This is a genomic window from Arthrobacter sp. Rue61a (assembly GCF_000294695.2).
GTDB lineage: Bacteria > Actinomycetota > Actinomycetes > Actinomycetales > Micrococcaceae > Arthrobacter > Arthrobacter aurescens_A.
In genome coordinates, this window is the sequence record NC_018531.1 from 4,075,201 (window position 1) to 4,096,695 (window position 21,495).

Annotated in this window: 21 protein-coding genes; 10 read left to right on the forward strand and 11 right to left on the reverse strand. The window is 63.1% G+C overall.

Translation table 11 applies throughout. The annotated features are described in order from the left end of the window. Nucleotides 1–77 precede the first annotated feature (77 nt). From ARUE_RS18565 to ARUE_RS18580, 4 genes are read left to right on the forward strand one after another with little or no spacing between them, the layout of a single operon-like run. Nucleotides 78–971: a transketolase gene (locus ARUE_RS18565; RefSeq protein WP_043470708.1), complete on the forward strand. Its 894-nt coding sequence runs from the start codon at nt 78–80 to the stop codon at nt 969–971. Beyond that, nucleotides 968–1,900, forward strand: a complete 933-nt coding sequence (locus tag ARUE_RS18570; RefSeq protein WP_011776202.1) for a transketolase family protein — start codon at nt 968–970, stop codon at nt 1,898–1,900. Before ARUE_RS18565 ends, ARUE_RS18570 begins: the two co-directional genes overlap by 4 nt. A 17-nt stretch (nt 1,901–1,917) precedes the next feature. Further along, nucleotides 1,918–2,307, forward strand: a complete 390-nt coding sequence (locus tag ARUE_RS18575) for a PfkB family carbohydrate kinase (protein WP_014922861.1) — start codon at nt 1,918–1,920, stop codon at nt 2,305–2,307. 28 nt (nt 2,308–2,335) lie between these two features. Beyond that, the gene (locus tag ARUE_RS18580; protein ID WP_011776204.1) at nt 2,336–3,103 is read left to right on the forward strand and encodes an SDR family NAD(P)-dependent oxidoreductase; all 768 of its coding nucleotides are present in this window, start codon (nt 2,336–2,338) and stop codon (nt 3,101–3,103) included. 65 nt (nt 3,104–3,168) lie between these two features. On the opposite strand, the gene ARUE_RS18585 is transcribed toward ARUE_RS18580, so the two are convergent. Together ARUE_RS18585 and ARUE_RS18590 are read right to left on the reverse strand one after the other, a co-directional pair. Then, nucleotides 3,169–4,185 (reverse strand): alcohol dehydrogenase catalytic domain-containing protein, encoded by a 1,017-nt coding sequence (locus ARUE_RS18585; protein ID WP_014922862.1) that lies wholly within the window; start codon nt 4,183–4,185, stop codon nt 3,169–3,171. Nucleotides 4,186–4,258: 73 nt separating this feature from the next. Next, nucleotides 4,259–5,560: an MFS transporter gene (locus ARUE_RS18590; RefSeq protein WP_011776206.1), complete on the reverse strand. Its 1,302-nt coding sequence runs from the start codon at nt 5,558–5,560 to the stop codon at nt 4,259–4,261. Nucleotides 5,561–5,815: 255 nt separating this feature from the next. On the opposite strand from ARUE_RS18590, the gene ARUE_RS18595 reads away from it, so the two are divergent. After that, entirely contained in the window at nt 5,816–6,592 is a 777-nt protein-coding gene (locus ARUE_RS18595; protein WP_014922863.1) for an SDR family oxidoreductase, read from the forward strand. 81 nt (nt 6,593–6,673) lie between these two features. Here the strand turns inward: ARUE_RS18595 and ARUE_RS18600 are convergent, their stop codons facing one another. The 4 genes from ARUE_RS18600 to dnaK form a co-directional block, all read right to left on the reverse strand. Continuing rightward, nucleotides 6,674–7,096 (reverse strand): heat shock protein transcriptional repressor HspR, encoded by a 423-nt coding sequence (locus ARUE_RS18600; RefSeq protein ID WP_011776208.1) that lies wholly within the window; start codon nt 7,094–7,096, stop codon nt 6,674–6,676. 10 nt (nt 7,097–7,106) lie between these two features. Beyond that, nucleotides 7,107–8,087 carry a DnaJ C-terminal domain-containing protein gene (locus ARUE_RS18605; protein ID WP_014922864.1) on the reverse strand — a complete coding sequence of 327 codons (981 nt, stop codon included), beginning with the start codon at nt 8,085–8,087 and terminating at the stop codon, nt 7,107–7,109. A 176-nt stretch (nt 8,088–8,263) separates the two neighbouring features. Continuing rightward, entirely contained in the window at nt 8,264–8,923 is a 660-nt protein-coding gene (locus tag ARUE_RS18610) for a nucleotide exchange factor GrpE (protein WP_014922865.1), read from the reverse strand. Between the two features lie 2 nt (nt 8,924–8,925). Further along, complete coding sequence (gene dnaK, locus ARUE_RS18615; protein WP_011776209.1) at nt 8,926–10,791, reverse strand: molecular chaperone DnaK; 1,866 nt, start codon at nt 10,789–10,791, stop codon at nt 8,926–8,928. A gap of 253 nt (nt 10,792–11,044) precedes the next feature. Here dnaK and ARUE_RS18620 point away from each other — a divergent pair, with 253 nt between their 5' ends. Next, entirely contained in the window at nt 11,045–11,602 is a 558-nt protein-coding gene (locus tag ARUE_RS18620) for a hypothetical protein (protein WP_014922866.1), read from the forward strand. On the opposite strand, the gene ARUE_RS18625 is transcribed toward ARUE_RS18620, so the two are convergent. Genes ARUE_RS18625 through ARUE_RS18635 form a run of 3 tightly spaced genes read right to left on the reverse strand, consistent with a single transcriptional unit; the run spans nt 11,577 to nt 14,009 of the window. Next, complete coding sequence (locus ARUE_RS18625; protein WP_014922867.1) at nt 11,577–12,476, reverse strand: DUF817 domain-containing protein; 900 nt, start codon at nt 12,474–12,476, stop codon at nt 11,577–11,579. The two genes, ARUE_RS18620 and ARUE_RS18625, sit on opposite strands and share 26 nt — an antisense overlap. Further along, nucleotides 12,469–13,260, reverse strand: coding sequence for an oxygenase MpaB family protein (locus tag ARUE_RS18630; protein WP_014922868.1), 792 nt, complete (start codon nt 13,258–13,260; stop codon nt 12,469–12,471). The genes ARUE_RS18625 and ARUE_RS18630 overlap by 8 nt, the downstream gene beginning before the upstream one ends. Before the next feature lie 17 nt (nt 13,261–13,277). Then, nucleotides 13,278–14,009: a TetR/AcrR family transcriptional regulator gene (locus ARUE_RS18635; RefSeq protein ID WP_014922869.1), complete on the reverse strand. Its 732-nt coding sequence runs from the start codon at nt 14,007–14,009 to the stop codon at nt 13,278–13,280. Nucleotides 14,010–14,152: 143 nt separating this feature from the next. Between ARUE_RS18635 and ARUE_RS18640 the strand changes: the two genes are divergently transcribed. Further along, complete coding sequence (locus tag ARUE_RS18640; protein ID WP_014922870.1) at nt 14,153–15,085, forward strand: NAD-dependent epimerase/dehydratase family protein; 933 nt, start codon at nt 14,153–14,155, stop codon at nt 15,083–15,085. Nucleotides 15,086–15,106: 21 nt separating this feature from the next. Here ARUE_RS18640 and ARUE_RS18645 read toward each other — a convergent pair whose 3' ends face one another. Continuing rightward, entirely contained in the window at nt 15,107–15,958 is an 852-nt protein-coding gene (locus ARUE_RS18645) for a phytanoyl-CoA dioxygenase family protein (RefSeq protein ID WP_014922871.1), read from the reverse strand. A 143-nt stretch (nt 15,959–16,101) separates the two neighbouring features. Here ARUE_RS18645 and ARUE_RS18650 point away from each other — a divergent pair, with 143 nt between their 5' ends. Together ARUE_RS18650 and ARUE_RS18655 are read left to right on the forward strand one after the other, a co-directional pair. Next, nucleotides 16,102–16,968: a helix-turn-helix transcriptional regulator gene (locus ARUE_RS18650; protein WP_162486190.1), complete on the forward strand. Its 867-nt coding sequence runs from the start codon at nt 16,102–16,104 to the stop codon at nt 16,966–16,968. Between the two features lie 137 nt (nt 16,969–17,105). Further along, nucleotides 17,106–19,121, forward strand: coding sequence for a hypothetical protein (locus ARUE_RS18655; RefSeq protein ID WP_014922873.1), 2,016 nt, complete (start codon nt 17,106–17,108; stop codon nt 19,119–19,121). Nucleotides 19,122–19,175: 54 nt separating this feature from the next. Here the strand turns inward: ARUE_RS18655 and ARUE_RS18660 are convergent, their stop codons facing one another. Continuing rightward, complete coding sequence (locus ARUE_RS18660; RefSeq protein ID WP_014922874.1) at nt 19,176–20,312, reverse strand: ROK family protein; 1,137 nt, start codon at nt 20,310–20,312, stop codon at nt 19,176–19,178. 134 nt (nt 20,313–20,446) lie between these two features. Between ARUE_RS18660 and ARUE_RS18665 the strand changes: the two genes are divergently transcribed. Next, entirely contained in the window at nt 20,447–21,493 is a 1,047-nt protein-coding gene (locus ARUE_RS18665) for a hydroxyacid dehydrogenase (RefSeq protein WP_014922875.1), read from the forward strand. Nucleotides 21,494–21,495: the final 2 nt, after the last annotated feature.

Here is a 21,495-nt window from a genome sequence, read left to right on the forward strand (position 1 = left end):
CATTTTCTGGACAAATTGTCCGTATCACGGCAATAATGGGCGGTAGACCTGCTGACACGATCGATGAGGACAATGTCATGTCAAGAACGCAAGCAACCAAGACCGGAACGGCCGAACTCCAGAGGCTTGCAGCCGCTGGCCGCTGGCACGTCATCAAGACCGTGGCGGATGCCAAAGCCGGCCACATCGGCGGCCCGCTGTCCGCAATGGACCTGCTGGTTTCCCTGTACTTCAACGAACTTTCTGTTGACCCCGGGAATCCGCAGGACCCCGCCCGAGACCGTTTCATCCTCTCCAAAGGACATTGCGCCATTGGCCTGTATTCGGTCCTGGCACTCCGCGGCTACTTCCCTGTGGAGGAACTGGCCACTTTCGATCAGGGCGGATCGCGACTTCAAGGCCACCCGGACATGAAGCTCACCCCCGGCGTGGACAGCTCCAGCGGTTCCCTGGGCCAGGGTCTATCGGCCGGAGCCGGCATGGCAATGGCCGCCAAGCAACTCGGAACGGACTTCCACACGTGGGTCATGTTGGGCGACGGCGAACTCGAAGAGGGAATGGTGTGGGAGGCAGTCCACACGGCACGTCGCTTCAAGCTTGACAATCTCACGGCGGTCATCGACCTCAACGGACTTCAGCAGTATGGATGGCCCGTCTCCGAAGACGATGACCGGTTCGACCGCTCAAACCCGTGGTCCGGCGTAGACCTCAACGGAGTCTTCACGTGCTTTGGCTGGAACGTCATCAGCATCGACGGGCACGACTTCGACGCAATTCACGACGCCTTTGACCGCGTCCGTGAGCAACGGGGTTCAGGAAAGCCAACCGTCATCCTAGCCAAGACCATCAAAGGCAAGGGCGTGTCCTTTACCGAGGGCACCTACAAGTGGCACAACGGCATTGCCACACCGGAACAACTGGCCAGCGCAGCCGCTGAACTCGGCCAGGTTTTCGAAGGAGAAGCAAAGTGAAGGCGCAACGCGACGTATGGGGCCAGACCCTTGTAGATCTTGCCAGGACGGACAGCCGAGTTGCAGTGGTGGACGGCGATCTTGCCACGTCCACCAAAGCTGACCTGTTCGCCGACGCGTTCCCGGACCGGTTCTTCGAAATCGGCATCGCGGAGCAGAACATGGTGGGCGTTGCCTTTGGCCTGTCCACTCTGGGTTTCCGTCCATGGCTATCCACCTTTGGGGTATTCCTAACCCACCGCGCTCTGGACCCCATCCGCATGCTGGTCTCCCAGACCGGAGCACCCGTCAAGATCGCCGCCTCCTATTCCGGCCTCCTCAACGGCAGCAGCGGGAAGACCCATCAGGACATTGAGGACCTGGCCATCATGCGTGCAATGCCGGGCATGACCGTGATCGCCCCGGCCGACGCAATAGAAGCCGAAGCAGCTATCCGATGGGCGGCAGACCACGACGGTCCCGTCTACCTGCGGTTGGCACGGGACGCCGTTTCCGACATTTTCAGTCCGGGCCATGCATTCACGCCGGGAACAGTACATGTATTGCGCGAGGGCAATGACGCACTTCTGGTTTCCACAGGTGTCCAGAGTTCGCGTGTCATGGATGCTGCAGCTCTGCTCGCCGAAGAAGGAATCGAAGCCCGGGTGGTTCACGTTCCCTGCCTCAAACCCGTGGATGAAGCTGCTCTGCTATCTGCCCTCTCAGGCCCTGCACCAATCTTCACTATCGAAGAACACAGCATTATTGGAGGACTGGGCGGGCTGGTAAGTGAGCTGGTTACCAGCACCACGCTGGGCAAAACGGTCACTCGGCTGGGACTTGCGGACGCATGGTCCGAGTCCGCTCCCAACAGCTACCTGTTGGACAAATACGGGCTCTCGCCCGCCCGCGTAGCCGGCCAGGTCCGGCACGCGCTGGCCGACGACTAGGCGAGGGCGCTGATCCCATGAGCAGCCTCACCCACAGAGTCCAAGCAACACGGTCCCTCGGCGACGCGGGCACCGGCACCGTGCTGGCCAGCATGGGCGGAGATGGACTCATCGGGCTAGGCCCGGATGGCGTCCTGTGGGCCCGGGCGCCACAGACCCCCGTGGTCAATACCACAGGTGCTGGCGACGCAGCACTTGCCGGATTCCTCAGCGAAACCTCCCTCGACCACGGAGGGCCCACCGGAGCACATCATCGTAGATCAGCCTTCACCGAAGCGCTGGCGCGTTCCGCCGCCTGGGGCGCGCTCGCCGTCGGGCGTTCCACCACAGCCTTGGGCAGCCTCGAAGGAGCGCCGGACGCCACCTTCCAAGAGCCTGATCCAACCTTCCGCCTCAGCAAGCTCTGAGGCACAAAACCTAACAAGGGAGCATCTCATGAACGCACAACAGACGGCCCTGATCACTGGCGGGGCACAAGGAATCGGCGCCAAGGTGGCACATACCCTGGCAAACCGCGGCTGGCGGGTCCTCGTGGCCGATCTCAACGAGGGGCCGGCCAAGGACCTGGCAGAAGAACTCAATTCCTTTTCTCCCGCGGCCTCCCCCCACCTTGGGTTCGGCGTCGACGTGGCTGACGAGATCAGCGTCCAAGCCCTCCTGGGTGCCGTCGCGGGCGAAACGGACCGGCTGGACGGTTTGGTGAACTGCGCCGGAAACATCCTTCGCCAGCCTGCCGAGGAGCTGGACATCGCACAATGGCGGCGTCTGCTGGACATTCATCTGACGGGTTCAATGCTCACGGCAAAGGCGGCTTTTCCACTCCTCAAATCGAGCCGTGGCTCTATTGTGAACATCGCGTCAGTAGGGTCCACCTTTGGCTTGCCGGGGAGATCTGCCTATGCCACCGCCAAGACCGGGATGCTGGGACTGACCAGGACCTTGGCCGTTGAATGGGGCGTCCATAAGATACGCGTCAATGCAGTCGCTCCCGGTTACGTAAATACGGAGATGGTGCGTAGCGGCTTGCGCAACGGCACATTGAACCAAGAGGTTCTCTTGGGACGGACTCCCCTCGGGAGGCTTGCCGAGCCGGAAGAAATCGCGAACGTGATCGCTTTCCTGCTCTCCCCGGACGCGTCGTTCATCCACGGCGAGGTCATTAAGATCGACGGCGGACTCACCATCGACGGCACGTTCAGTTAGCAGCCACACACCCAGGAAGGGCGGCCGGAACATTCCGGCCGCCCTTTTGCTGCGTTCACGAGGCATCAGGGTTCGACGGCGATCTTCGGCGCAGCGCCCCGGCCCACCTTGTCGAAGGCAACGGCTATGTTGCTGAGCGGCACCGTCTCAACCAGCAGCTCCCCCAACCCGGGATATGTCTGGAGGATGTCCAGTGCCAGCCCGTAGTCCGGGCGGTGCGAGCTGTAGCTGGTGATGATGTCCAGTTCCTTCCGCACGGCATCGTTGGCTGCCAACACCGGCGGCGCTCCATACAGTGCCACCACCACCAACCGCCCTTGGACAGGAAGCCCACGGACAGCATCGGCCAAGGCCGCGGAGGCTCCGGCAGCTTCGATCCACACGTTTGGCTTGAAACCGGGGGGAAGGGTATCCACCAGGTCCAGCCCCAGCTGTTCGGCGAGACCGGCCCGTGCTGCCACGTCTTGGGTCATCCCCTTGAGCACCACACGGGCACCGAGATACTGGCAGACCACTGCGGACAGGATCCCGATGGTGCCGGGACCACTGACAACTACGGTGTCCTCGGCTGTCACGCGCCCACGGCTTGCAACCGCCCTTGCGGCAACCGAGAGAGGTTCTGTCAGCACCGCCGTCCGGGCGGGCACAGCGTCGGGTACGGCCAGCAACTGGGATGCGGGGATGCGAACGAAACGTGCGGCGCCCCCGTCGCGCGTCAGGCCCAAAGTGACCTTATCCGGGCAGCCGTTCGCGTAGTCAGCCGTACAAGCGGCGCAGTCCCCGCAGCCGGACTGGGCGATGGCCACCACGCGGGTCCCTGGCTTCAGGCCGCCGGGGTCCTCGCTCTGGACGATCGTCCCCACAATCTCGTGGCCCAGAACGGTACCGCACGGAACCCAGCCGTACCCATCGTCGCCGTTCCAGATGTGGAGATCGGACCCGCACAAACCACAGTATTCCGTTGCTACGAGCACTTCGCCGGCTCGAAGCCGCGGGGTTTCCTGCATTCTGATCTCGATGCTCCGCTTATCCATCGAAGAGCGGACAGCCGCGGCTGCGGTCGCGGGGAGGGTGGTAATCATGATGATTCCTTCCGGATACGGCAGTTCCCGGCGTGCCAGTGGCGCCGCCGGGAACTGTGTGATGTGGGCAGTACTAGATTTGATCCAGGGGAACGCCGGTGTTGTTCTTCCACTTCAGGACCACAACACTGGATACCGCCGCAACTGCGATGACATAGAGGTTGAAGATCCAGCCACTGCCAATCGAGTAAAGCCAAGTGCTGAGGTAGGACGCCGTACCGCCACAGACAGCCACGCCGAGGGAGATGGAAACGCCAAAGATCCTGGTGCGGTAACGGGTGGGAATCTGTTCTGAAATCGCTGCCGGCTTGGAACCTGTAATAAAGGCGACCAGCAACAGTCCTGCTGTCTGGGCAACAAGCAACGTCCATGGCTCGCTGGTCATCAGGCCCCAGAGCGGGAATACCGTGGCTGCGATACCCACCAGGGAGATAAGGGTTGTGATCTTCCTTCCCCAGTGATCGGAGATCCAGCCGGAGACCGGGAGGAAAGCGATATAGACCACCTGTGCTATCACGCTCATCACGAACGCCTGGCCCGGATCCATGCCCCTGACGCCGATTGCATAGATAGCTGCCGAGGTGACCCACGTGTAGTACGTGAGCGTAGATCCAGCCTCGTAAAGGAACAACTTCACGCCTGCGGCAAATACCTGCTTCTTGCTCCACGGGGGCGCAGCGCTGCCAGCCTGGGCAACGGCCACATGCTCACTTTCCATCATGCCGCGGCGCAACCACAGTGCAGCCACAGCCAGCAGCGCACCGGCTGCGAAGGGAATTCGCCAGCCCCATTCCATCATTTCCGACTTGCTGATCAGGCCGGTCAGTACCGCCATGAAAAGCGTCGCCAGGAGGGATCCTGACCCCACTGCGATGAAGACCGTGCTTGACCACAGACCGCGGCGCTTGGCCGGGGCGATTTCAGCGATGTACGCGTAAGACGTCGTCGACTCACCGCCGTGCGCAAAGCCCTGAATCAATCGGGCCAGCAGAAGGAGGAGAGATGCCCAACTGCCGATTGCCGCGTACGAGGGAATGAGGGCGATCCCCAGGCTCGCACCCGCCATGAGGAACATCGTGGTCAGCAGGACAGTGCGTCGCCCGAGTTTGTCAGCCAGAGGACCGAACACCAGCCCGCCAATGGGACGCATCAGGAAACCGACGGCGAACACGGCCAGCGTGCTCAGCAGCGCAGACATAGGGTTGCTGGAGTTGAAGAGGCTGCCGGCGATGTAGACCGAGGCGACGGTATAGATGGTCCAGTCAAACCATTCCAGCAAGTTTCCTACGCCCGTGGCGAGCAGGGATTTGCGTTGTAGGCGCAACCGTTCCGGGCTGCTTTTCGGTTGGGCTGTGTTCTGCTCAACAATCGTCATTGAATGCTCCCGTGTTGGGAAGCCACACTCTGTGGCTTGACTCGGTTGTGACCAGGGCCAGTGCGAAGCTACGCCATATAGCAAGTTTCGCAAGGTGGCCTGGTTGTGCGCCGGAAGGCCCACGTTCTGCACCCAACACCATCATGCGGACAAAGTGTCTGTCAAGTGATAATTTGGTTCTTGGGCGGAATCAACACGAGAAAGCCGCGCCACCCTGAACGGAACATTGCCGGTAGCCCCGGCAGAGGAGGAACGATGGACAGGAATCTTGAGGGCAGAGTAGCTCTTGTCACCGGCGCCAGCAGCGGCATCGGGGCCAGCGTGGTCCGCAGGCTCCTCGCCGCCGGCGCCAAAGTACATGGCGTCGCGCGGAGGCAGGAAGCTTTGAACGCGGTAAGCCCCGAGCATCTGGTCACTGGCCAGCTGGTAACCCACGCTCTGGACGTTGCCGACACTGCGGGAGCGCGGGCTCTGGCGGCGCACCTCGCGGAAACGGATCCCATTGACATTCTGGTCTGCGCTGCGGGGACCAACGTCCCACGCAGGCGAATGGCCGAGCTCGACGACGAGAGTTTCGACCGCATCATGAAGACCAATGTCTACGGCGTCTTCACCTTGCTGTCAGCGACGCTCGATCAGTTGCGGGAACGGCAGGGCGACGTAGTGATCATCTCCAGCATCGCTGCAAGCTGGCCGGACCACAGCGGGGCAGCCTACGGCGCGTCCAAATCCGCGTTGCTGGGTCTGGCCCGGGGCGCATCGCGCGACGAGCACGGCAACGGCATTCGCGTCTGCAGCATCCTGCCAGGCATCGTGGACACTCCCATCCTGGACCTGCACCCCAGCCCGCCGCCTCGAGAGGTCAGGGACTGGGCCATCCACCCGGACGACATTGCAGAAGCGGTGCACTGCGCGATCAGCCTCCCGCCGCGAACCAACATTGCTGAAATGAGCGTGGTTGCGACGCGCCTGCAGTCACTCAGCAACACACAGGCGGCCACCCCGGAACTCCCGGCCAGCATGCGGAGCTGAAGCAACGGGGCCGCCTGCCACAATGGCATGCGGCCCTGTCTCCTGCTCGACAGTGTTGCGCCCAGCCGCGCTTAGCCCAAGCTAGTCTCCCTGCCGCGGCCTCCACACCACAACTGCCTGCGACCGCGCCCGGGGGCGCTGACCGCGGGCCAAGCTAACGACGTCGCCCGCCGCTCCGGCCGCGAAAATGCGTGCGTCCACGGGTGAGCGCCGACGCGACAACTCCTCCGTCAGCTCAGCTACCCGATACTGCAGCGCAGCAACCTGGTTTTCGAGATCGAGGATTCGTTTGATGCCTTCAAGAGAGACGCCGGACTGCGAGAGGCGCTGGACCTCCCGCAGTTTGTTGACGTCGTTCTGCGAATAGCGGCGGGACTTGCCGGGCGCACGGCTGGGCGAGACGATGCCCAAGCGGTCGTACTGGCGCAACGTCTGCGGATGCATGTCGGCTAGCTCCGCAGCGACGGAGATGACAAAGATCGGCTGGTTGACGTCGATTGCCATGACCGTCTCCTTACAACCGGGCCTTCGCGGCCAGGTCGTGACGCGGGTTCGCGTCCGTGGTGGCGGCAGCGAACGCCTTCACGGCTTCCTCCGCTTCCTTGTTCAAGTTCTGAGGGACCGCGACGTCGATGGTCACCAGCAGGTCGCCGGTCGCCTTGGACGTTTTTACGCCTCGGCCCTTGACCCGGAGTGTCCTGCCCGACGGTGTCCCGGCAGGGACGCGCACCTTGACGGTGTCGCCCTCGAGTGTTGGGACCTCGATGGTGGCGCCAAGCGCCGCTTCCGCGAACGTGACGGGGACGTGGATGCGGATGTTGTCGCCGTCGCGGTGGAAAAAGTCGTGGGGCTTCACGCTCACCGTGATGATGAGGTCACCGTTGCCGGCCGGGCCAGCGTTGCCCTTGCCGCGCTGACGGACTTTCTGCCCGTCCTTGATGCCGGCGGGAATCTTGACGTCGATCACGTTGCCGTTGCTCTCACGCAGGCTCACCGTGGTGCCTTTGATGGAGCCGGCAAACGAGATGGAGGTGGTTGCCGTCCTGTCCGCGCCCTTCTGCGGGGCACGCTGGAAACCGGTCTGGCCGGCGCCACCGAAGCCACCTCCAAACAGGTCAGCGAACTCCGGAGGAATGCCGCCGCCTGCAGGTTGACGAGCACCCGGCCCGCCCCCAAACAGACCACCAAAGAGGTCCTCAAACCCACCATTGGCCCCGGCGCCACCCCGCCCGGCCCCGGCACCCGGAGCAAACCGGGCACCACCCATAGCGCGGATGGCGTCATACTGCTGCCGGTCCTCAGGATTCGACAGCACCGAGTAAGCCTCGGAAATGTCCTTGAACTTCTTCTCCGCAGCAGCATCCCCGGCATTAGTATCCGGATGGTACTGCCGGGCTAGCTTGCGGTAAGCCTTCTTAATATCCGCGTCGGACGCGTCCTTGGCAATACCAAGGATCGCGTAAAAATCCTTTTCAACCCAGTCCTGGCTGGCCAAGAGCGTTTCCTTTCTAAAACAAACAAAGCGTACGGCGAGACTGCCTCGAAGCCGTAGCGGATGAGGGGGCCCGGGAGTGGCTTCGGGCCTACCGGAGCCGGGTGGCTTTGGATCGAAGATCCCAAGCCACCCGGCGTAGGGGCGGGGCCCCTCATCCGCGAAGGCGGAACGTGAGACTACGCCGGAACCGCGACGATCACTTGGGCTGCACGCAGGACCCGCTCGCCGGAGCGGTATCCGGAGCGCAGCACCTGGCTGACCGTGTCAACCTCGATGTCTTCGCCGGGCTGCTGGATGAGTGCCTCGTGGATGGTGGGGTCGAATTCGACTCCGGTGTCCGCGATGCGTTCCAGTCCGTACGTCTTCAGCGCGTTTTCCAGCTTGGCTGCGATGGCGGCGAAGGGGCCGTCTTCGAGGTCACCGTGCTGGCGGGCGGCGTCGACGTCGTCCAGCACCGGGAGCAGGGAGTTGAGGACGCCGATGACGGCCATCTCTCCTGCTACGGCGCGGTCGCGTTCGACGCGCTTGCGGTAGTTGACGTACTCAGCCTGAAGGCGGAGGAGGTCGTTGCGGAGCTCCGCTGCCTGGGCTTCAGCCGCGGCACCGGGGGCTACCGATTCCTCGGCCGGCACCTCTACCCCGTTGAGGATTTCCTCAGCTTGGGAGAGGGCGTCGCCGTCCGTGGGAGCGGCGTTGCCTTCGGTGGGAGCTGCAGCTTCGCTATCGGGGTGACGGGCTGCCCCGGTCTCCGGGTCAACCTTGCGGTTGTCCCGGATTACCGGCTTGCGCGGCTCGTTGCCTTCTGAATGCTCTGCTTCGTTGCCGTGGTGAGGCATGGCTACTTCTTCGCTTCGTCTTCGTCGATGATTTCGGCGTCAACGATGTCTTCGTCGTCGGCAGCCTTGTCACCGGCGGGAGCGCCTTCTGCACCGGCACCCGGAGCGTCAGCTGCGGCGGCCTGCGAGTAGATGGCTTCACCGAGCTTGGTCTGGGAAGCCTGGAGCTTCTCGAACGCAGTCTTTACAGCGGCGTCGTCGGTGCCTTCCAAGGCGGACTTGAGGGCGTCGACGTCGGCCTTGACCTCGGTCTTGACTTCCTCAGGCAGCTTGTCGTCGTTGTCGGCGATGAGCTTGTCCACGGAGTAGGCGAGCTGCTCTGCGGAGTTACGGGTGTCCGTAGCTTCGCGGCGGGCCTTATCCTCTGCAGCGTGCTCTTCGGCTTCACGGACCATGCGGTCGATGTCGTCCTTGGAGAGCGCCGTGCCACCGGTGATGGTCATGGACTGTTCCTTGCCGGTGCCCTTGTCCTTGGCGGACACGTGGACGATGCCGTTGGCGTCGATGTCGAAGGTGACCTCAACCTGCGGGACACCGCGAGGTGCCGGAGCGATGCCGGTCAGTTCGAACGTGCCCAGCGGCTTGTTGTCGCGCGTGAATTCACGCTCGCCCTGGAAGACCTGGATGGCCACGGACGGCTGGTTGTCGTCAGCGGTGGTGAAGGTCTCGGAACGCTTGGTGGGGATGGCGGTGTTGCGCTCGATGAGGTGCGTCATGACGCCACCCTTGGTTTCGATACCGAGGGACAGCGGGGTGACGTCGATGAGGAGGACGTCCTTGCGCTCGCCCTTCAGGACACCGGCCTGGAGTGCGGCGCCAACGGCCACAACTTCGTCCGGGTTGACGCCCTTGTTGGGCTCCTTGCCACCGGCGAGTTCCTTGACGAGCTCGGAGACGGCAGGCATACGGGTGGAGCCACCTACGAGCACGATGTGGTCGATGTCGGAAACCTTGATGCCGGCTTCAGCGATGACGTCCTGGAACGGCTTCTTGGTGCGGTCCAGCAGGTCCTTGGTGAGGTCCTGGAACTTGGCACGGGTCAGCTGCTCGTCCAGGTGGACCGGGCCGTCGGGGGTGACGGACAGGTACTGGAGGGAGATGTTGGTGCTGGTGGAGGAGGACAGTTCCTTCTTGGCCTGCTCAGCAGCTTCACGCAAACGCTGGAGGGCGATCTTGTCCTTGGAGAGGTCGATGCCCTTGACCTTGAGCTGGCTCAGGAGCCACTCGACCACGCGGTTGTCCCAGTCGTCGCCACCGAGGCGGTTGTCACCGGCGGTCGCGCGGACCTGGATGGTGGAGAAGTTGTCTTCGTCCTTGCCAACCTCGAGGAGGGAGACGTCGAAGGTTCCGCCACCGAGGTCGAAGACCAGGATGAGTTCGTCTTCCTTGCCCTTGTCCAGGCCGTATGCCAGTGCAGCCGCGGTGGGCTCGTTGACGATGCGGAGGACGTTGAGGCCAGCGATTTCGCCGGCTTCCTTGGTGGACTGGCGCTCGGCATCGTTGAAGTATGCCGGAACGGTGATCACAGCGTCGGTGACCTTTTCGCCCAAGTAGCTCTCGGCGTCGTTCTTGAGCTTCATGAGGATACGCGCGGAGATTTCCTGCGGCGTGTACTTCTTGTCATCGATGGCAACGTTCCAGTCGGTGCCCATGTGGCGCTTGACGGAAGCGATGGTGCGGTCGATGTTGTTGACGGCCTGGCGCTTGGCGATTTCGCCGACCAGGACTTCGCCGGACTTGGAGAACGCAACGACGGACGGCGTGGTGCGGCCGCCTTCTGCGTTGGCGATAACGGTGGGCTCGCCACCTTCGAGAACAGAGACCACGGAGTTGGTGGTTCCGAGGTCGATACCTACTGCACGTGACATATCTTGTTTTCCTTTCAATGGCCGATGTTGGAGATTGCACCTGACAGCGGCCCGCTGAGCGGTTTCACTGCCGGGAGCCCACTCAACAATCGGCTAGTTGAGCGTTCTGCACTCAACTGTACTCAGCCTCAGATTTAAGTCAATCCAAAGTTGAGTCAAGTTCGCTCAACTTTGCTTTTTGACGGTTGGAAATCCCCGGAATCACACGGCTTAGGGGGTGGTTTCGCCTACGGTGAACTGACAAACTGGCCCGATGGAGATCACTGGATACGTGCCTCCGGACGAGTTCTGGGAGATGAACGACCGGTTGGATCAAGAAGTCCGCGACGGCGCGCACCTTCTCCCGCTGTTCTGTCTAGAGGGCTGGGACGTCCCCGTCATGCTGGGATCCTGGCAGTTGGACGGCAGCGAAGGCGGGGTGTCCCACGGCGACGGTTTTTCGCAGGCGGGCCCATTGGTCGAGGTGATCACCACACCCCAGGACCCGCGCGCGCTTGCCAGGAACCGGTGGCGCGCATCAGCCGGAATCCCGCACAACCTGGAAGAGCTTCAACGCCAGGACGCAACCTTCAACGCCCTCGCCGCTGAGCGGCTCAACATCACCGTTGACGGCACGCCCGCAGACGTAACGCTCTGGCGCGGACAGAACTCTTGGCTCGCTGCGGGCACATTCGGCGGCTTCGGCATCGTGATCAACGCTCAACGCAACCCGCCTCCACCGGAAGCCGTCCGCCTAACCCGGGTGTCCGACGTCGAGCCCTTGCTTCAGGCGCGACGCGCTGCACTCAGGGCGATACGCGGCGAAGCCTAGGAATCTCCGCGTCAGCGGCTTGAGTGGCGCCCAGCGGCTCCGGCTTGTACACCCACGCCACCAGTACCACGGAGATGATCATCAGCAGGAACCACGCCAAAAGCTTGTCGATGGAAACCGCCTGCCAACCGTCCAGCTGATTCGGATACAGCCAGGCGCGGGACCACGTACCGATGTTCTCGGCGAACCAGATGAACAGTGCCACCAGCAGGAACGACACCAGGATTGGCATACGGAAGCGACGCCGGAACACCCGGAAGTGCATCACGCACCGTCCGTAGACAAGCACGACGGCGGCAAGCAGCACCCAGCGTGCGTCGAAGATGTAGTGGTGGGAGAAGAAGTTGACGTAGATCGCGCCAGCGACGAGGGCCGTGATCCACCGCCGCGGGTATCGGTCGAATCGGAGGTCGAACAGCCGGAAAACACGCACCATGTAGGAACCCACAGCGGCATACATAAAACCGCTGAACAACGGGACGGCCCCGATCCGCAGGACACCTTCCGCCTCGTATGCCCAGGACCCCACGTCCGTCTTGAACAACTCCATCGCTGTCCCCACCACATGGAACAACAGGATCACCCGGAGTTCCCGGAGGGTCTCGAGCCTGAAGCTGATCATCAGAACTTGGATCACAATCGCGGCGATGGTCAGGAAGTCGTTCCTTGCGAGGCCCGCGTTGTCCGGGTACCAAAGCCGGGCAGCGATGATTACCGCGAGCAAAGCCGCTCCGAACACACATGCCCAGGCCTGCTTCAGCCCGAACACCACAAACTCGGTGAGCCCTTCCCGGAGCCGTCCCCCGCGGGCGCGGTCCAGGTATCGGTGGGCGGCGTCGTCGATGGACTGCTCAACGGAGGTGAAGTTACGCATTGTGGGAAGCCTTGCCTGGCTTGAGTTGGCTCAAGTAATAGTCCCTGGGCCAGTGGCGGATTCGTTGCGGCAGCCGCGGGTAAACGCGTCCCACCAGGCGCATGGTCCGTTCGAAGCGCCGCGCATGGCCGGGACTCCAGTCGAATCCGAAACCTTCACGAAGGCGCTCAGGCAACAAACCTGCTGTGAGGAAGCGTGCCAGCGGCATGGCCAAGCGCATCAAGCCCGGACCCGCTGCCGGGTACAGCAAGTCGCGGGCGATTTTGCGGGCCTTCTCGTCGGGCTGCAACGTTGCCACGTGCGCGTCCCAATACGCGGCAAAGGCGGCGCGATCGACGGGCCATTTGTCGGGCGGAAGCTGCAGTGCAGTCCCGATCCGCGCATAGTCGAGGTACATGCGGTCGGCGGTTTCGTCGTCGAGCGGCCCGTGAACCTGCTGGTAGACGGTGACTGCCGTGTCATAAAGGGTGGCGACCACCCACAGTTGGGAGTCGGCGTCGAAGGCGTTATAACCCGCCGACGCATCGTCAGCGGTCCGTCGGACCGGCGCGTGGGCACGATTAACGGCGCGACGCACAGCAGTGACCTGCTCTTCGGTGCCGTAAACCACAGCGTAGACATAGGTCAGCGTGGCCCGGAGCCTGTCCTGCGGCCTGTGGGCGAAGTTGCTGTGGTCCGCCACTCCGTGACCGACCCGGGGGTCGGCAATCTGAAGGAGGATCGCGCGGCCCGCACCGGCGAGAAGAATACCCTCCGCGCCGATGTCTGCAAGTCCTCGAGCCATCTGAATACTGTAGCGCCCTAGCCTTGGAGCCCCACGACGCCCTGAAGAACACCCAACTGATGCTCGAACAGCTCATCACGAGCGGCAAAGGTATCGCGTCCGTACTGCCCAAAAACCTCAAAGCTGACCGCCCCAAACACTGACGTCCACACCAGCACACCGCGCGCCATGGACGCATCGGGAACTGCGAGGTTCATTTGGGTGCGAATCGCGGCCAGATCTTCGGCCAAGGCCGGAGGAATCACGACGGCGGACGTCACCTGTGCGTCCAGGGCACCTGCCCGGTAGGCGGCATCGAAAACGCCCACCAGACGGACGATGACGCGGGTTCCTGGCACCGTGGTGCGCTCGCCCGGGGCTTGATACCCGGGCACAGGGCTGCCGAAGAGCAGGGCGTAGCTGGCAGGTTCGCGAATTGCCCAGGTGCGCACGGCATGTGCCAGCGCTTTGAATTGTCCGGTGAAGTCATGCGCCGGCATGGCGTCCACCGCCGCATCAACTTCGTCGCCGAGCTCGTTGTAACCGTCGATCAACAGGAGCGTGAGGAGTTCGTCCCGGTTCTCTACGTAGCGGTACACAGCAGAGGACACGACGCCGAGATCCCTCGCCACTGCGCGGAGGGACAGCGCGGCTGCGCCATGAACAGCAAGGTGCTCGCGACCGAGCCGAACGATGTCTGCGATGGTCTGAGTGCGGGCACGCTCGCGGGGAGTGGGCGGTTTGGCCTTCGGCAATTCAGCGGTGGTCATACCCCCAAGCCTGCCACAAGGGAGAGCGCTGTCAACAAATGAGAGCAGTGCTCTTGACTTTCGACATGTGCTCAGTCATTCTGAATTCAGAGAGCAGTGCTCTCGGATTAACATCCGACCTCGAGACCTAGAAGAAGGCACCCATGTACGTCGTCACAGGAGCAGGACCCGTTGGCTACACCGTCGCGGAGCAACTGGCAGAGCAGGGTCATCAAGTCCGGGTGCTGACGCGCTCGGGCAGCGGCCCGGAGCATCCCTTGATAGAACGGGTCCGGGCGGACGTCTCGGATCCTGCGCAGTTAGATGAGGCGATGAACGGCGCCGCCGCAGTCTTCCATTGCATCCACGGCTCCGCCTACCGGGCAGCAGCGTGGGCCGCCGAACTCCCCCACGCCGAGCAAGTGGTGATGGATGCCGCGGCAGCCGCGGGCGCCGTCGTCGTTTTTCCGGAAAGCCTGTACTCGTACAGCGAGCCGGCACGGATCATGACGGAATCGAGCCCGCGGGAAGCGACCGGTGGCAAGCGCGGCATCCGGACCGCACTGCTGGCAGCCCGGCAGGCGCATGCGGCCAGCACCGTCAGCGTTGTTGCCGGCGATTTCTTCGGACCCCGCGTGAAGATGGCACATGCCGGGGAGCGGATGGTGACGCCGATCCTGGCGGGCAAGGCAGTGCAGTTCATCGGGTCAATCAACCAGCTGCATTCCTTCACGTACGTCCCGGACCTGGCCGCCGCCATGATCGCAGCAGCCCGGCAGCCCGAGCTGTGGAACACTGTGCTGCACGCCCCCACAGGCCCGGCAGTCACCCAGCGGGAGATGGCCGCAGCGCATGCGCAGGCCGCAGGCGTTGCCGCACCCAAGGTGAGCGCCGTGCCCGGATGGGTGCTGCGGATCGCCGGAGTTTTCTCGACGGATATGCGCGAGCTTGCCGAATTGCTGTACCAGTTTGAGCGCCCGTTCGTGATGGATTCCTCGCAGAGCCAGAAGCTCCTGGGTCTCGAGCCGACCCCCTTGGCGCAGGCCGCTGAAGCAACCGTGACGTGGTGGCGGGGCGCTGCCCGGCAGCCCCAGTAAGGGTGCCGGGGGTGCGGCGGGTTATAGTCCGTCGTCGTAATTCCAGTGCTCCTGCCAGCGCCAATCGATGGGTTCGCTGACGCGCTGGTAGCGGATGTCGGTGGAAAGACGCATGGTGCCGTTGAGGTCGGCGTTGTCCAGGGCCGCGTGGACAATATGCGCCGAGTGGACCACCACGTCACCAACCTCGTAGTCGGTCACGAGCCACCGGGCGTCCCGCTCGTGCGCCAGCCCGGGGAGGTCCGCAGTGATGGAGGCGGCCGGCATCTTCAGCGTCCCCTCACGCTCCTCCGCCATCACCCAGTGGTGGCTGCCCTCGAGATAGGCCAAGCCACCCCGCTCTCGCGGACAATCACCCAATGGAATCCACATGGACAACACACGATCACTGCCTTCGCGGAGATACACAAGATCGTAGTGAGCCTGGGTGGCCGTTCCTATGCCGCTGTCACCGGGCTTGGTGTGGCGAATGATTTTTCGCCGGTGCAGATGGACGTCATCTTCGAGGAACCAGGCGAACCAGTCGGCAATCCCCTCTGCAGTGCACAGTGCTTGATACTCCGGCCCGGGAACAATGTGGTCGAAGAGGCCCCGGCGCAACGCAGCACGGTCCACGTCCCCGGGCGCCGCAATGCCCGCACGGGGATCCGTTCCTGCCGCGTACACGTTGGCTTCGCCCAGGGATGCAAAGTAGAACTCGCGGAAATCCATCAGATGGTGCGGATTGAGCTGCCCCTTCAAGTAGAGGTATCCGTCCCTGCGGAGCCTTGACCACAGGGCGTCACGATCTCCACGTTCGGAAAGGGGTACCGGTTCCAGCTCGGCGAGGCGGGTCTCCGATTCGTCCAAAACATAGCCATTCGAAGTCAACATGGTGTCCACTGTGGCAGTGGTGGGCGGTCACGTGAATGGACTCCGGTTTCTGAAGACTTGGACTTTTGTGAGGCTTTTTGGCGAGTGGGGCCGGCTTGCCGTTGGCGTTTGTTTTGCGCCCTTGGCCGGGGCAGCATTGGCCCATGGACGATTGGTCAACATACCGGCATCCGGCGTCTCCCCTGAGGGATCTTGGCCTCGCGTGCCTGGGTGCCGGTGAGCAGAGTGGGATGTTGCCGTCCTTTGCCGGTCGAACCCTCAGCAGCCATGCCATAGTGCTGGTGAGCGAAGGATCCGGGCACTTCACTGTGGGCAGCAGGCGTTTCACGGTCCAGGCTCCTGCGATCATTCGGCTTTTCCCCGGAGTCAGCCACGGGTATGGACCTGGGCCGATGGGGTGGAAAGAGCATTGGTTATTGTTCACCGGACCTACGGCGAGGGCATTGGAGGAGCTGGGGTGCTTCGTGCGGAGCCAAGCTCTCGTGCAGCTTGATGGCTCCTCGGAGGTCGGCCTGGAGGAGTCTCTTGGACTTTTTTCCGCCCTCCGCCAATCTCTCCTAACAGGTGGACCACAAGGAGATCTGGACGCCTCCGTACTCTGCCAGCGGGTACTGGTCCAGACGGGCACGCAGCCCAGTCCGGTCACCATCGACGCCCGGGCAAAAGACAACAGGCTGCTCTCCGCACTTCGCGAAGCGGCCCATTTGCCGCTGACGTTGTCCCAGCTGGCCGCCTCGCTCAAGGTCCCGGTTCCAGAGCTCCGGCAGGCAGTGCAGAGCGCTACCGGTGTTGGTCCCAAGGAGCTCATCATCCAACTCCGGATGCAGCGCGCCCAGTCGCTGCTGGCTGACACGGACCTTCCCGTTCAAAGGATCGCGTCCCTCACCGGTTATGACGATCCCGCTTATTTCAGCCGACTCTTCACCAAGAAGACCGGGTCCTCGCCAAGCGGTTTCCGCCGGGAACACCAGCGTGCTGACCCTGCGGACCACCACACGTGGGATGTCTGAAAATGTTCGAATCATGGATTTACTGATGGCTGGCTGAAACGCTGGATGGAGTGCACAGGACGCCTCCGGAAACGTCCCCACAGCACGGATAACACTCTTGGAACCACCCCACGGGACACTCAATGAGGAGATCTTCCATGTCCACTTTCGCCATCAATCGTCGTCAATTGCTGCAGACCGGGGGCATCGGCGGGCTCGCCGTAGCACTGTCGGCAATGTCCTCCGGCGCCGCCCAAGCCGCTCCAGGCAGGCAGACCACGGGAGCCCCGCAGATCACCGACCTTGGACCCGCCGTCGTTCAGTTTTCCCTCATGAGTTCACTGCTGGTGGGCGACACCGTCTACATCGGGTCCCGCAACCTGAACCCGGTACGGGTGATTGGATACCACCTCCCCACCGGCACCATCACGTCACGGACAGACCTCGGCTCGGGGTACAGCATCCAGGCTTTGGCCGCCGACTCCACCGGCCGCTACCTGTACGCAGGTGTTCTGCGCGATGGAATCGATGGAAAGCCGAACCTGTACCGCTGGGACCTCAGCACGCCCAACGTGCCGGCAGTGGGCGTGGGCGAAACCGGAGACCGCGACATCCGGGCCCTGGCCGTGGCCCCTGACGGAAAGGTCCACCTTGCCGGCGGAGGGCTAACCACCAATGCACCTTCCCTGTGGGAATTCGATCCCGCCACGAATGCCATGACCAGCTGGGGCATACCGGACCCCGGAGCCACCATTGCCCAAGCTGTGGCCGCCACTGCCAGCCACGTGTATTTCGGCACGGGCAGCACGCTGGGAGGCGGCAACGGATCAAGTCCCGGCCGCCTGTTCGCCTTCGACCGGACCACGAAGACGTCAACCAACATCCTGCCGGCAGAAGTAGCAACCGGTGTCTCGGTCACCTCCCTCAGCGTGCTGAACGGGCAGCTCGGAGTGGGGGTCAAGGGCCCCGGTAAGTCCGTGCTGATCAACCTTGCCAACCACGCCCAGTACACCATCATCGCCAAGACGGGCGTCATGTTCAGGCAACTGGGCAACGACGTCTTCTTCGTCAAGGAACCGGGCGTGTGGTCTTACAACATGGTCACCAAGAAGATCACTCAAATCCTCACGGAAGATGTGGGTGCCATGTGGGGCTTGGATGTCTACGGCAGCAAGGCGCTCACAGTGTCTTCCTATGACGTCATTGAGATCGATCCCGTGGCGAAGACCGCCGTCAAGCATGACCTCCAACAGGCCGGAGCGCCGGGCGGACCTCAGCTATGCATGGGTCTCGCAGCGGGCGCCGGGGACGTTTATGTGGGCGGCACCGGAACCATTGCCAGGCACCAACTGGCCACGGAACAGGTGTCCTATCTCCGGGCAACAGGTGAAGCCAAAGACGCCGTGATGGTAGGCGGTGTCCTCTACACGGGCCAGTACAACTCGCGGGGAATCTACGCCTACGATCCCGCCACCGGGCAACTGCCCTACCAAGTGGCCGCGTTGCCCGCCGGGCAGAACCGCCCCTTGGATGTCTGCTGGGACGCAGTCAACGGGCTGGTCATTGCCGGAGCCCAGAACGACACCGGAGGTGGCGGCTGCTTCGCCGCCTACAAGCCTTCCACCACGCAGGTCATCACCAAGGTCAACCCGATCGATGCCCTCCAGATGGTCCGTGCCGTGGCGACCAAGGACGGAGTGGCCTACCTGGGTGGCGACAACATCTACGCCACCGGTCCCCGCAGCACCGTGGTGGCTTGGGACCCCGTGGCCAACCAGGAGTTGTGGCGCCTGGATCCAGGGCAGCCTCAGGGCATTGCGGCGATGGCGATCCATGGCAAGTTCCTTTACGGCATGTCCCGCAAGGCTGCCGGCCTGTTCGTGATCGATCTGGATACACGGCAGGTGGTTCATCGGGGTGACCTGAGCGCGGTGTGCACGGACTTCGGAGCTCTTCAGGTCAGCCGCGGGATTGTCTACGGCGTCTCCGACACCACGGTGTTCCGCATAGATCCGATCACTTTCGCCGCCTCTGTTGTTGTTGCTGACATCAACGGCGGTTGGTACAGCGGACCGCACATCACGGCGGATGAAGACGGATTGCTCTATACGCTGCGCGGCCCGAACCTTGTCCGGATCGACGATCAGCAGACCATGCAAACCATGCGGCGTTAGCCCCATGTAAGTAGCAGCAGATGCCGTTCTGAACCCTCAAAACGACATCTGCTGCTACCCAGTTGGGCTAGCTGTGAACAGGCCAGCCAGCACGGAGCACGCAGCACCCCGGGCCAGGGCCACAGGATCTGCAACGGCTGCATCAAACAGTGGAGGCGGAGTGTTGGCGTGAAGGTACTGACTCATAAACGCGTGCTTGGTCTGCTCGGCAAACGTCCCCAGATTAGCTTCGGGCGCGAAGCCCACCACTACCTGCTCGGGCCCGAGGACCTTGGCGGCGTTCGCCATGCCGATACCCAGATGCAAGGCGGCGTCGGCAATCAGGCTGGAATCGACGTCGGGGTCTATCTTCCGGTTCTGGCCGTTTCGCTCCAGCTCCTGCTGCATGCCCCACAGGCTGCCGCGGGTTTCACAGCAATCTTCGGCTCCGCAGTGGCAGGGCCTGGCCGGTCCGGGTCCGGTGATCGCACGCGAATGGGCAAAGCCGCCAGCCGCGCCGTTGAAGCCGCGCTGGATGCGGCCTTCAATCACGACGGCGGCCCCCAAGCTGGTGCCGACGCTGAAGATGAGCATTTCGCGACCTTTGAAAACGTCGTCGAACAGCAGACCGCGTGCGTAGGCGTTGACGAAACTGTCCACGACGACGGCTTGGCCCACAGCCTCTTCAAGAAGCATTTGGAATTTGATGTCAGTCCAGCCCATCGCCCCGCTATGCCGCACCAGACCGCCGGCTTGATCCACCACGCCGGAAACGGCTGCGCCCACCCCGATCAGCCTGGACTCCATCTGCCCTGCCGCGGATCGAACAGCCCGGGCAGCGGCCGCTGCCGCCTCGTCGGGCTCGGTGGATGCCAACGGCTCGCTGTGCGTTGCCACCACGTCACCGCGCAAATCGACCACGACGGCGTGTGCCTCCGTGGCGGACAGTCTCACCCCAGCTGCGAAGACGCCTTCGCGCCCCAGCTCCAGGAGACGCGCCGGACGGCCACCCGTGCTGGGCGCAATCTCGGTTTCCACCAGCAGCCCGGAAAGGACCAGCTTGCCGGTGATCCCGGTGACGCTGGCTGCGCTCAAACCGGTTTGGATCGTGATTTTGGCGCGGGATACCGGCGCCTGTGTGCGGACGATGTCCAGCACCAGGGCCTCGTTGATCTCGCGGATCAGGGCCTTGCTGCCTGCGCGTGGCTTCATAGCTCGTGGCTCCTGTTGTTGCGTCGCAAGGGATCTCCCCCATTCTGGCATCCGCGGTCCGGATGTCTTCACACTGCCCATTGTACTTACTTTAGTCATTGACAAAAGATATTGAAGCTGGCAATCTCGGTCTCATGAACATCAACAAAGGCGTTGCATCACCCTGCTCGCCCCCCACAGCAGCCCGGCTGCGGATCCTGCTGAGCATCCCGGACGCCGAACGGGCAGCGTTCATCTCTCCCGAAACCCGCACTGCCCTCAGCGAGCTGGGCGACATCACTGAAATCGCCCCCGCCGAGCTCCAGTCCTTGGATGCTTTCGCGGCCGCTGCCGCAGACAAGGACGCATTCATCACCGCTTGGGGATTCCCCCGTCTCGACGCCGAACACTTGGCAGCGGCGCCGAACCTCAAGTGCGTCGTCCATGCAGCGTCTTCGCTGCACGCCCTGGTCAGCGACGACTTCTGGGCCGCCGGCATCCCCATCTCCCAAGCGGGCGCAGCCATGGCACCGGCCGTCGCGGAACTGTCTCTGACCTTCACGCTGAATCTGTTGCGCCGTGTGCACTTGTTGGATCACAGCCTCCGGACGGGAGCCAGTTGGGACGACGCCCGCAACGTCAGCAGGGCCCGCGAAATCTCCGGGGCCCGCGTTGGGGTAGTTGGAGCGTCCAGGACAGGACGCCGCTACATTGACGCCTGCTTGGCACTCGGCGCCAAGGTGTCCGTCTACGACCCCTACATTCCCGCGGGAGATCCCCTCGCGGCCCACTCAGCAAACCTGCACGATCTGATGGCTGGCAGCGATGTGGTGGCGATCCACGCTCCGGCCACTCCGGAAACCGAAGGTCTCATCGGTGCTGCCGAGCTTGCCCTGCTTCCGGACGGGGCTGCGTTGGTGAACACTGCCCGCTCCACCATCGTGGACATGGATGCCCTCTACAAAGAGGTCCACTCGGGCCGGATTGATGCAGCGCTGGACGTCTTCGACCACGAGCCCCTGCCCACGGACAACCCCTGGCGTTCGCTGCCCAACGTGCTCCTTACGCCCCACCTCGGAGGGGCCACCGCGGACTCCAGGCGCCGGGCCGGCGGCATTGTGGTTGACGAACTCCGCCGCTACATCAGCGGCGAACCCCTGGAACACGCCCTCACCCGCACCGACCTCGAACGAATGGGCTGAAA

Bases quoted from the DNA above. Each gene is read 5' to 3' on its own strand.
- ARUE_RS18585 (WP_014922862.1), bottom strand. From the start codon at position 4,185: ATGATTACCACCCTCCCCGCGACCGCAGCCGCGGCTGTCCGCTCTTCG.
- ARUE_RS18590 (WP_011776206.1), bottom strand. From the start codon at position 5,560: ATGACGATTGTTGAGCAGAACACAGCCCAACCGAAAAGCAGCCCGGAA.
- ARUE_RS18610 (WP_014922865.1), bottom strand. From the start codon at position 8,923: ATGCCTCACCACGGCAACGAAGCAGAGCATTCAGAAGGCAACGAGCCG.
- ARUE_RS18665 (WP_014922875.1), top strand. From the start codon at position 20,447: ATGAACATCAACAAAGGCGTTGCATCACCCTGCTCGCCCCCCACAGCA.
- ARUE_RS18600 (WP_011776208.1), bottom strand. From the start codon at position 7,096: ATGGCAATCGACGTCAACCAGCCGATCTTTGTCATCTCCGTCGCTGCG.
- ARUE_RS18625 (WP_014922867.1), bottom strand. From the start codon at position 12,476: ATGCGTAACTTCACCTCCGTTGAGCAGTCCATCGACGACGCCGCCCAC.
- ARUE_RS18655 (WP_014922873.1), top strand. From the start codon at position 17,106: ATGTCCACTTTCGCCATCAATCGTCGTCAATTGCTGCAGACCGGGGGC.
- ARUE_RS18575 (WP_014922861.1), top strand. From the start codon at position 1,918: ATGAGCAGCCTCACCCACAGAGTCCAAGCAACACGGTCCCTCGGCGAC.
- ARUE_RS18645 (WP_014922871.1), bottom strand. From the start codon at position 15,958: ATGTTGACTTCGAATGGCTATGTTTTGGACGAATCGGAGACCCGCCTC.
- ARUE_RS18660 (WP_014922874.1), bottom strand. From the start codon at position 20,312: ATGAAGCCACGCGCAGGCAGCAAGGCCCTGATCCGCGAGATCAACGAG.
- ARUE_RS18565 (WP_043470708.1), top strand. From the start codon at position 78: ATGTCAAGAACGCAAGCAACCAAGACCGGAACGGCCGAACTCCAGAGG.
- ARUE_RS18595 (WP_014922863.1), top strand. From the start codon at position 5,816: ATGGACAGGAATCTTGAGGGCAGAGTAGCTCTTGTCACCGGCGCCAGC.
- ARUE_RS18640 (WP_014922870.1), top strand. From the start codon at position 14,153: ATGTACGTCGTCACAGGAGCAGGACCCGTTGGCTACACCGTCGCGGAG.
- ARUE_RS18650 (WP_162486190.1), top strand. From the start codon at position 16,102: ATGGACGATTGGTCAACATACCGGCATCCGGCGTCTCCCCTGAGGGAT.
- ARUE_RS18620 (WP_014922866.1), top strand. From the start codon at position 11,045: ATGGAGATCACTGGATACGTGCCTCCGGACGAGTTCTGGGAGATGAAC.
- ARUE_RS18580 (WP_011776204.1), top strand. From the start codon at position 2,336: ATGAACGCACAACAGACGGCCCTGATCACTGGCGGGGCACAAGGAATC.
- ARUE_RS18635 (WP_014922869.1), bottom strand. From the start codon at position 14,009: ATGACCACCGCTGAATTGCCGAAGGCCAAACCGCCCACTCCCCGCGAG.
- ARUE_RS18630 (WP_014922868.1), bottom strand. From the start codon at position 13,260: ATGGCTCGAGGACTTGCAGACATCGGCGCGGAGGGTATTCTTCTCGCC.
- dnaK (WP_011776209.1), bottom strand. From the start codon at position 10,791: ATGTCACGTGCAGTAGGTATCGACCTCGGAACCACCAACTCCGTGGTC.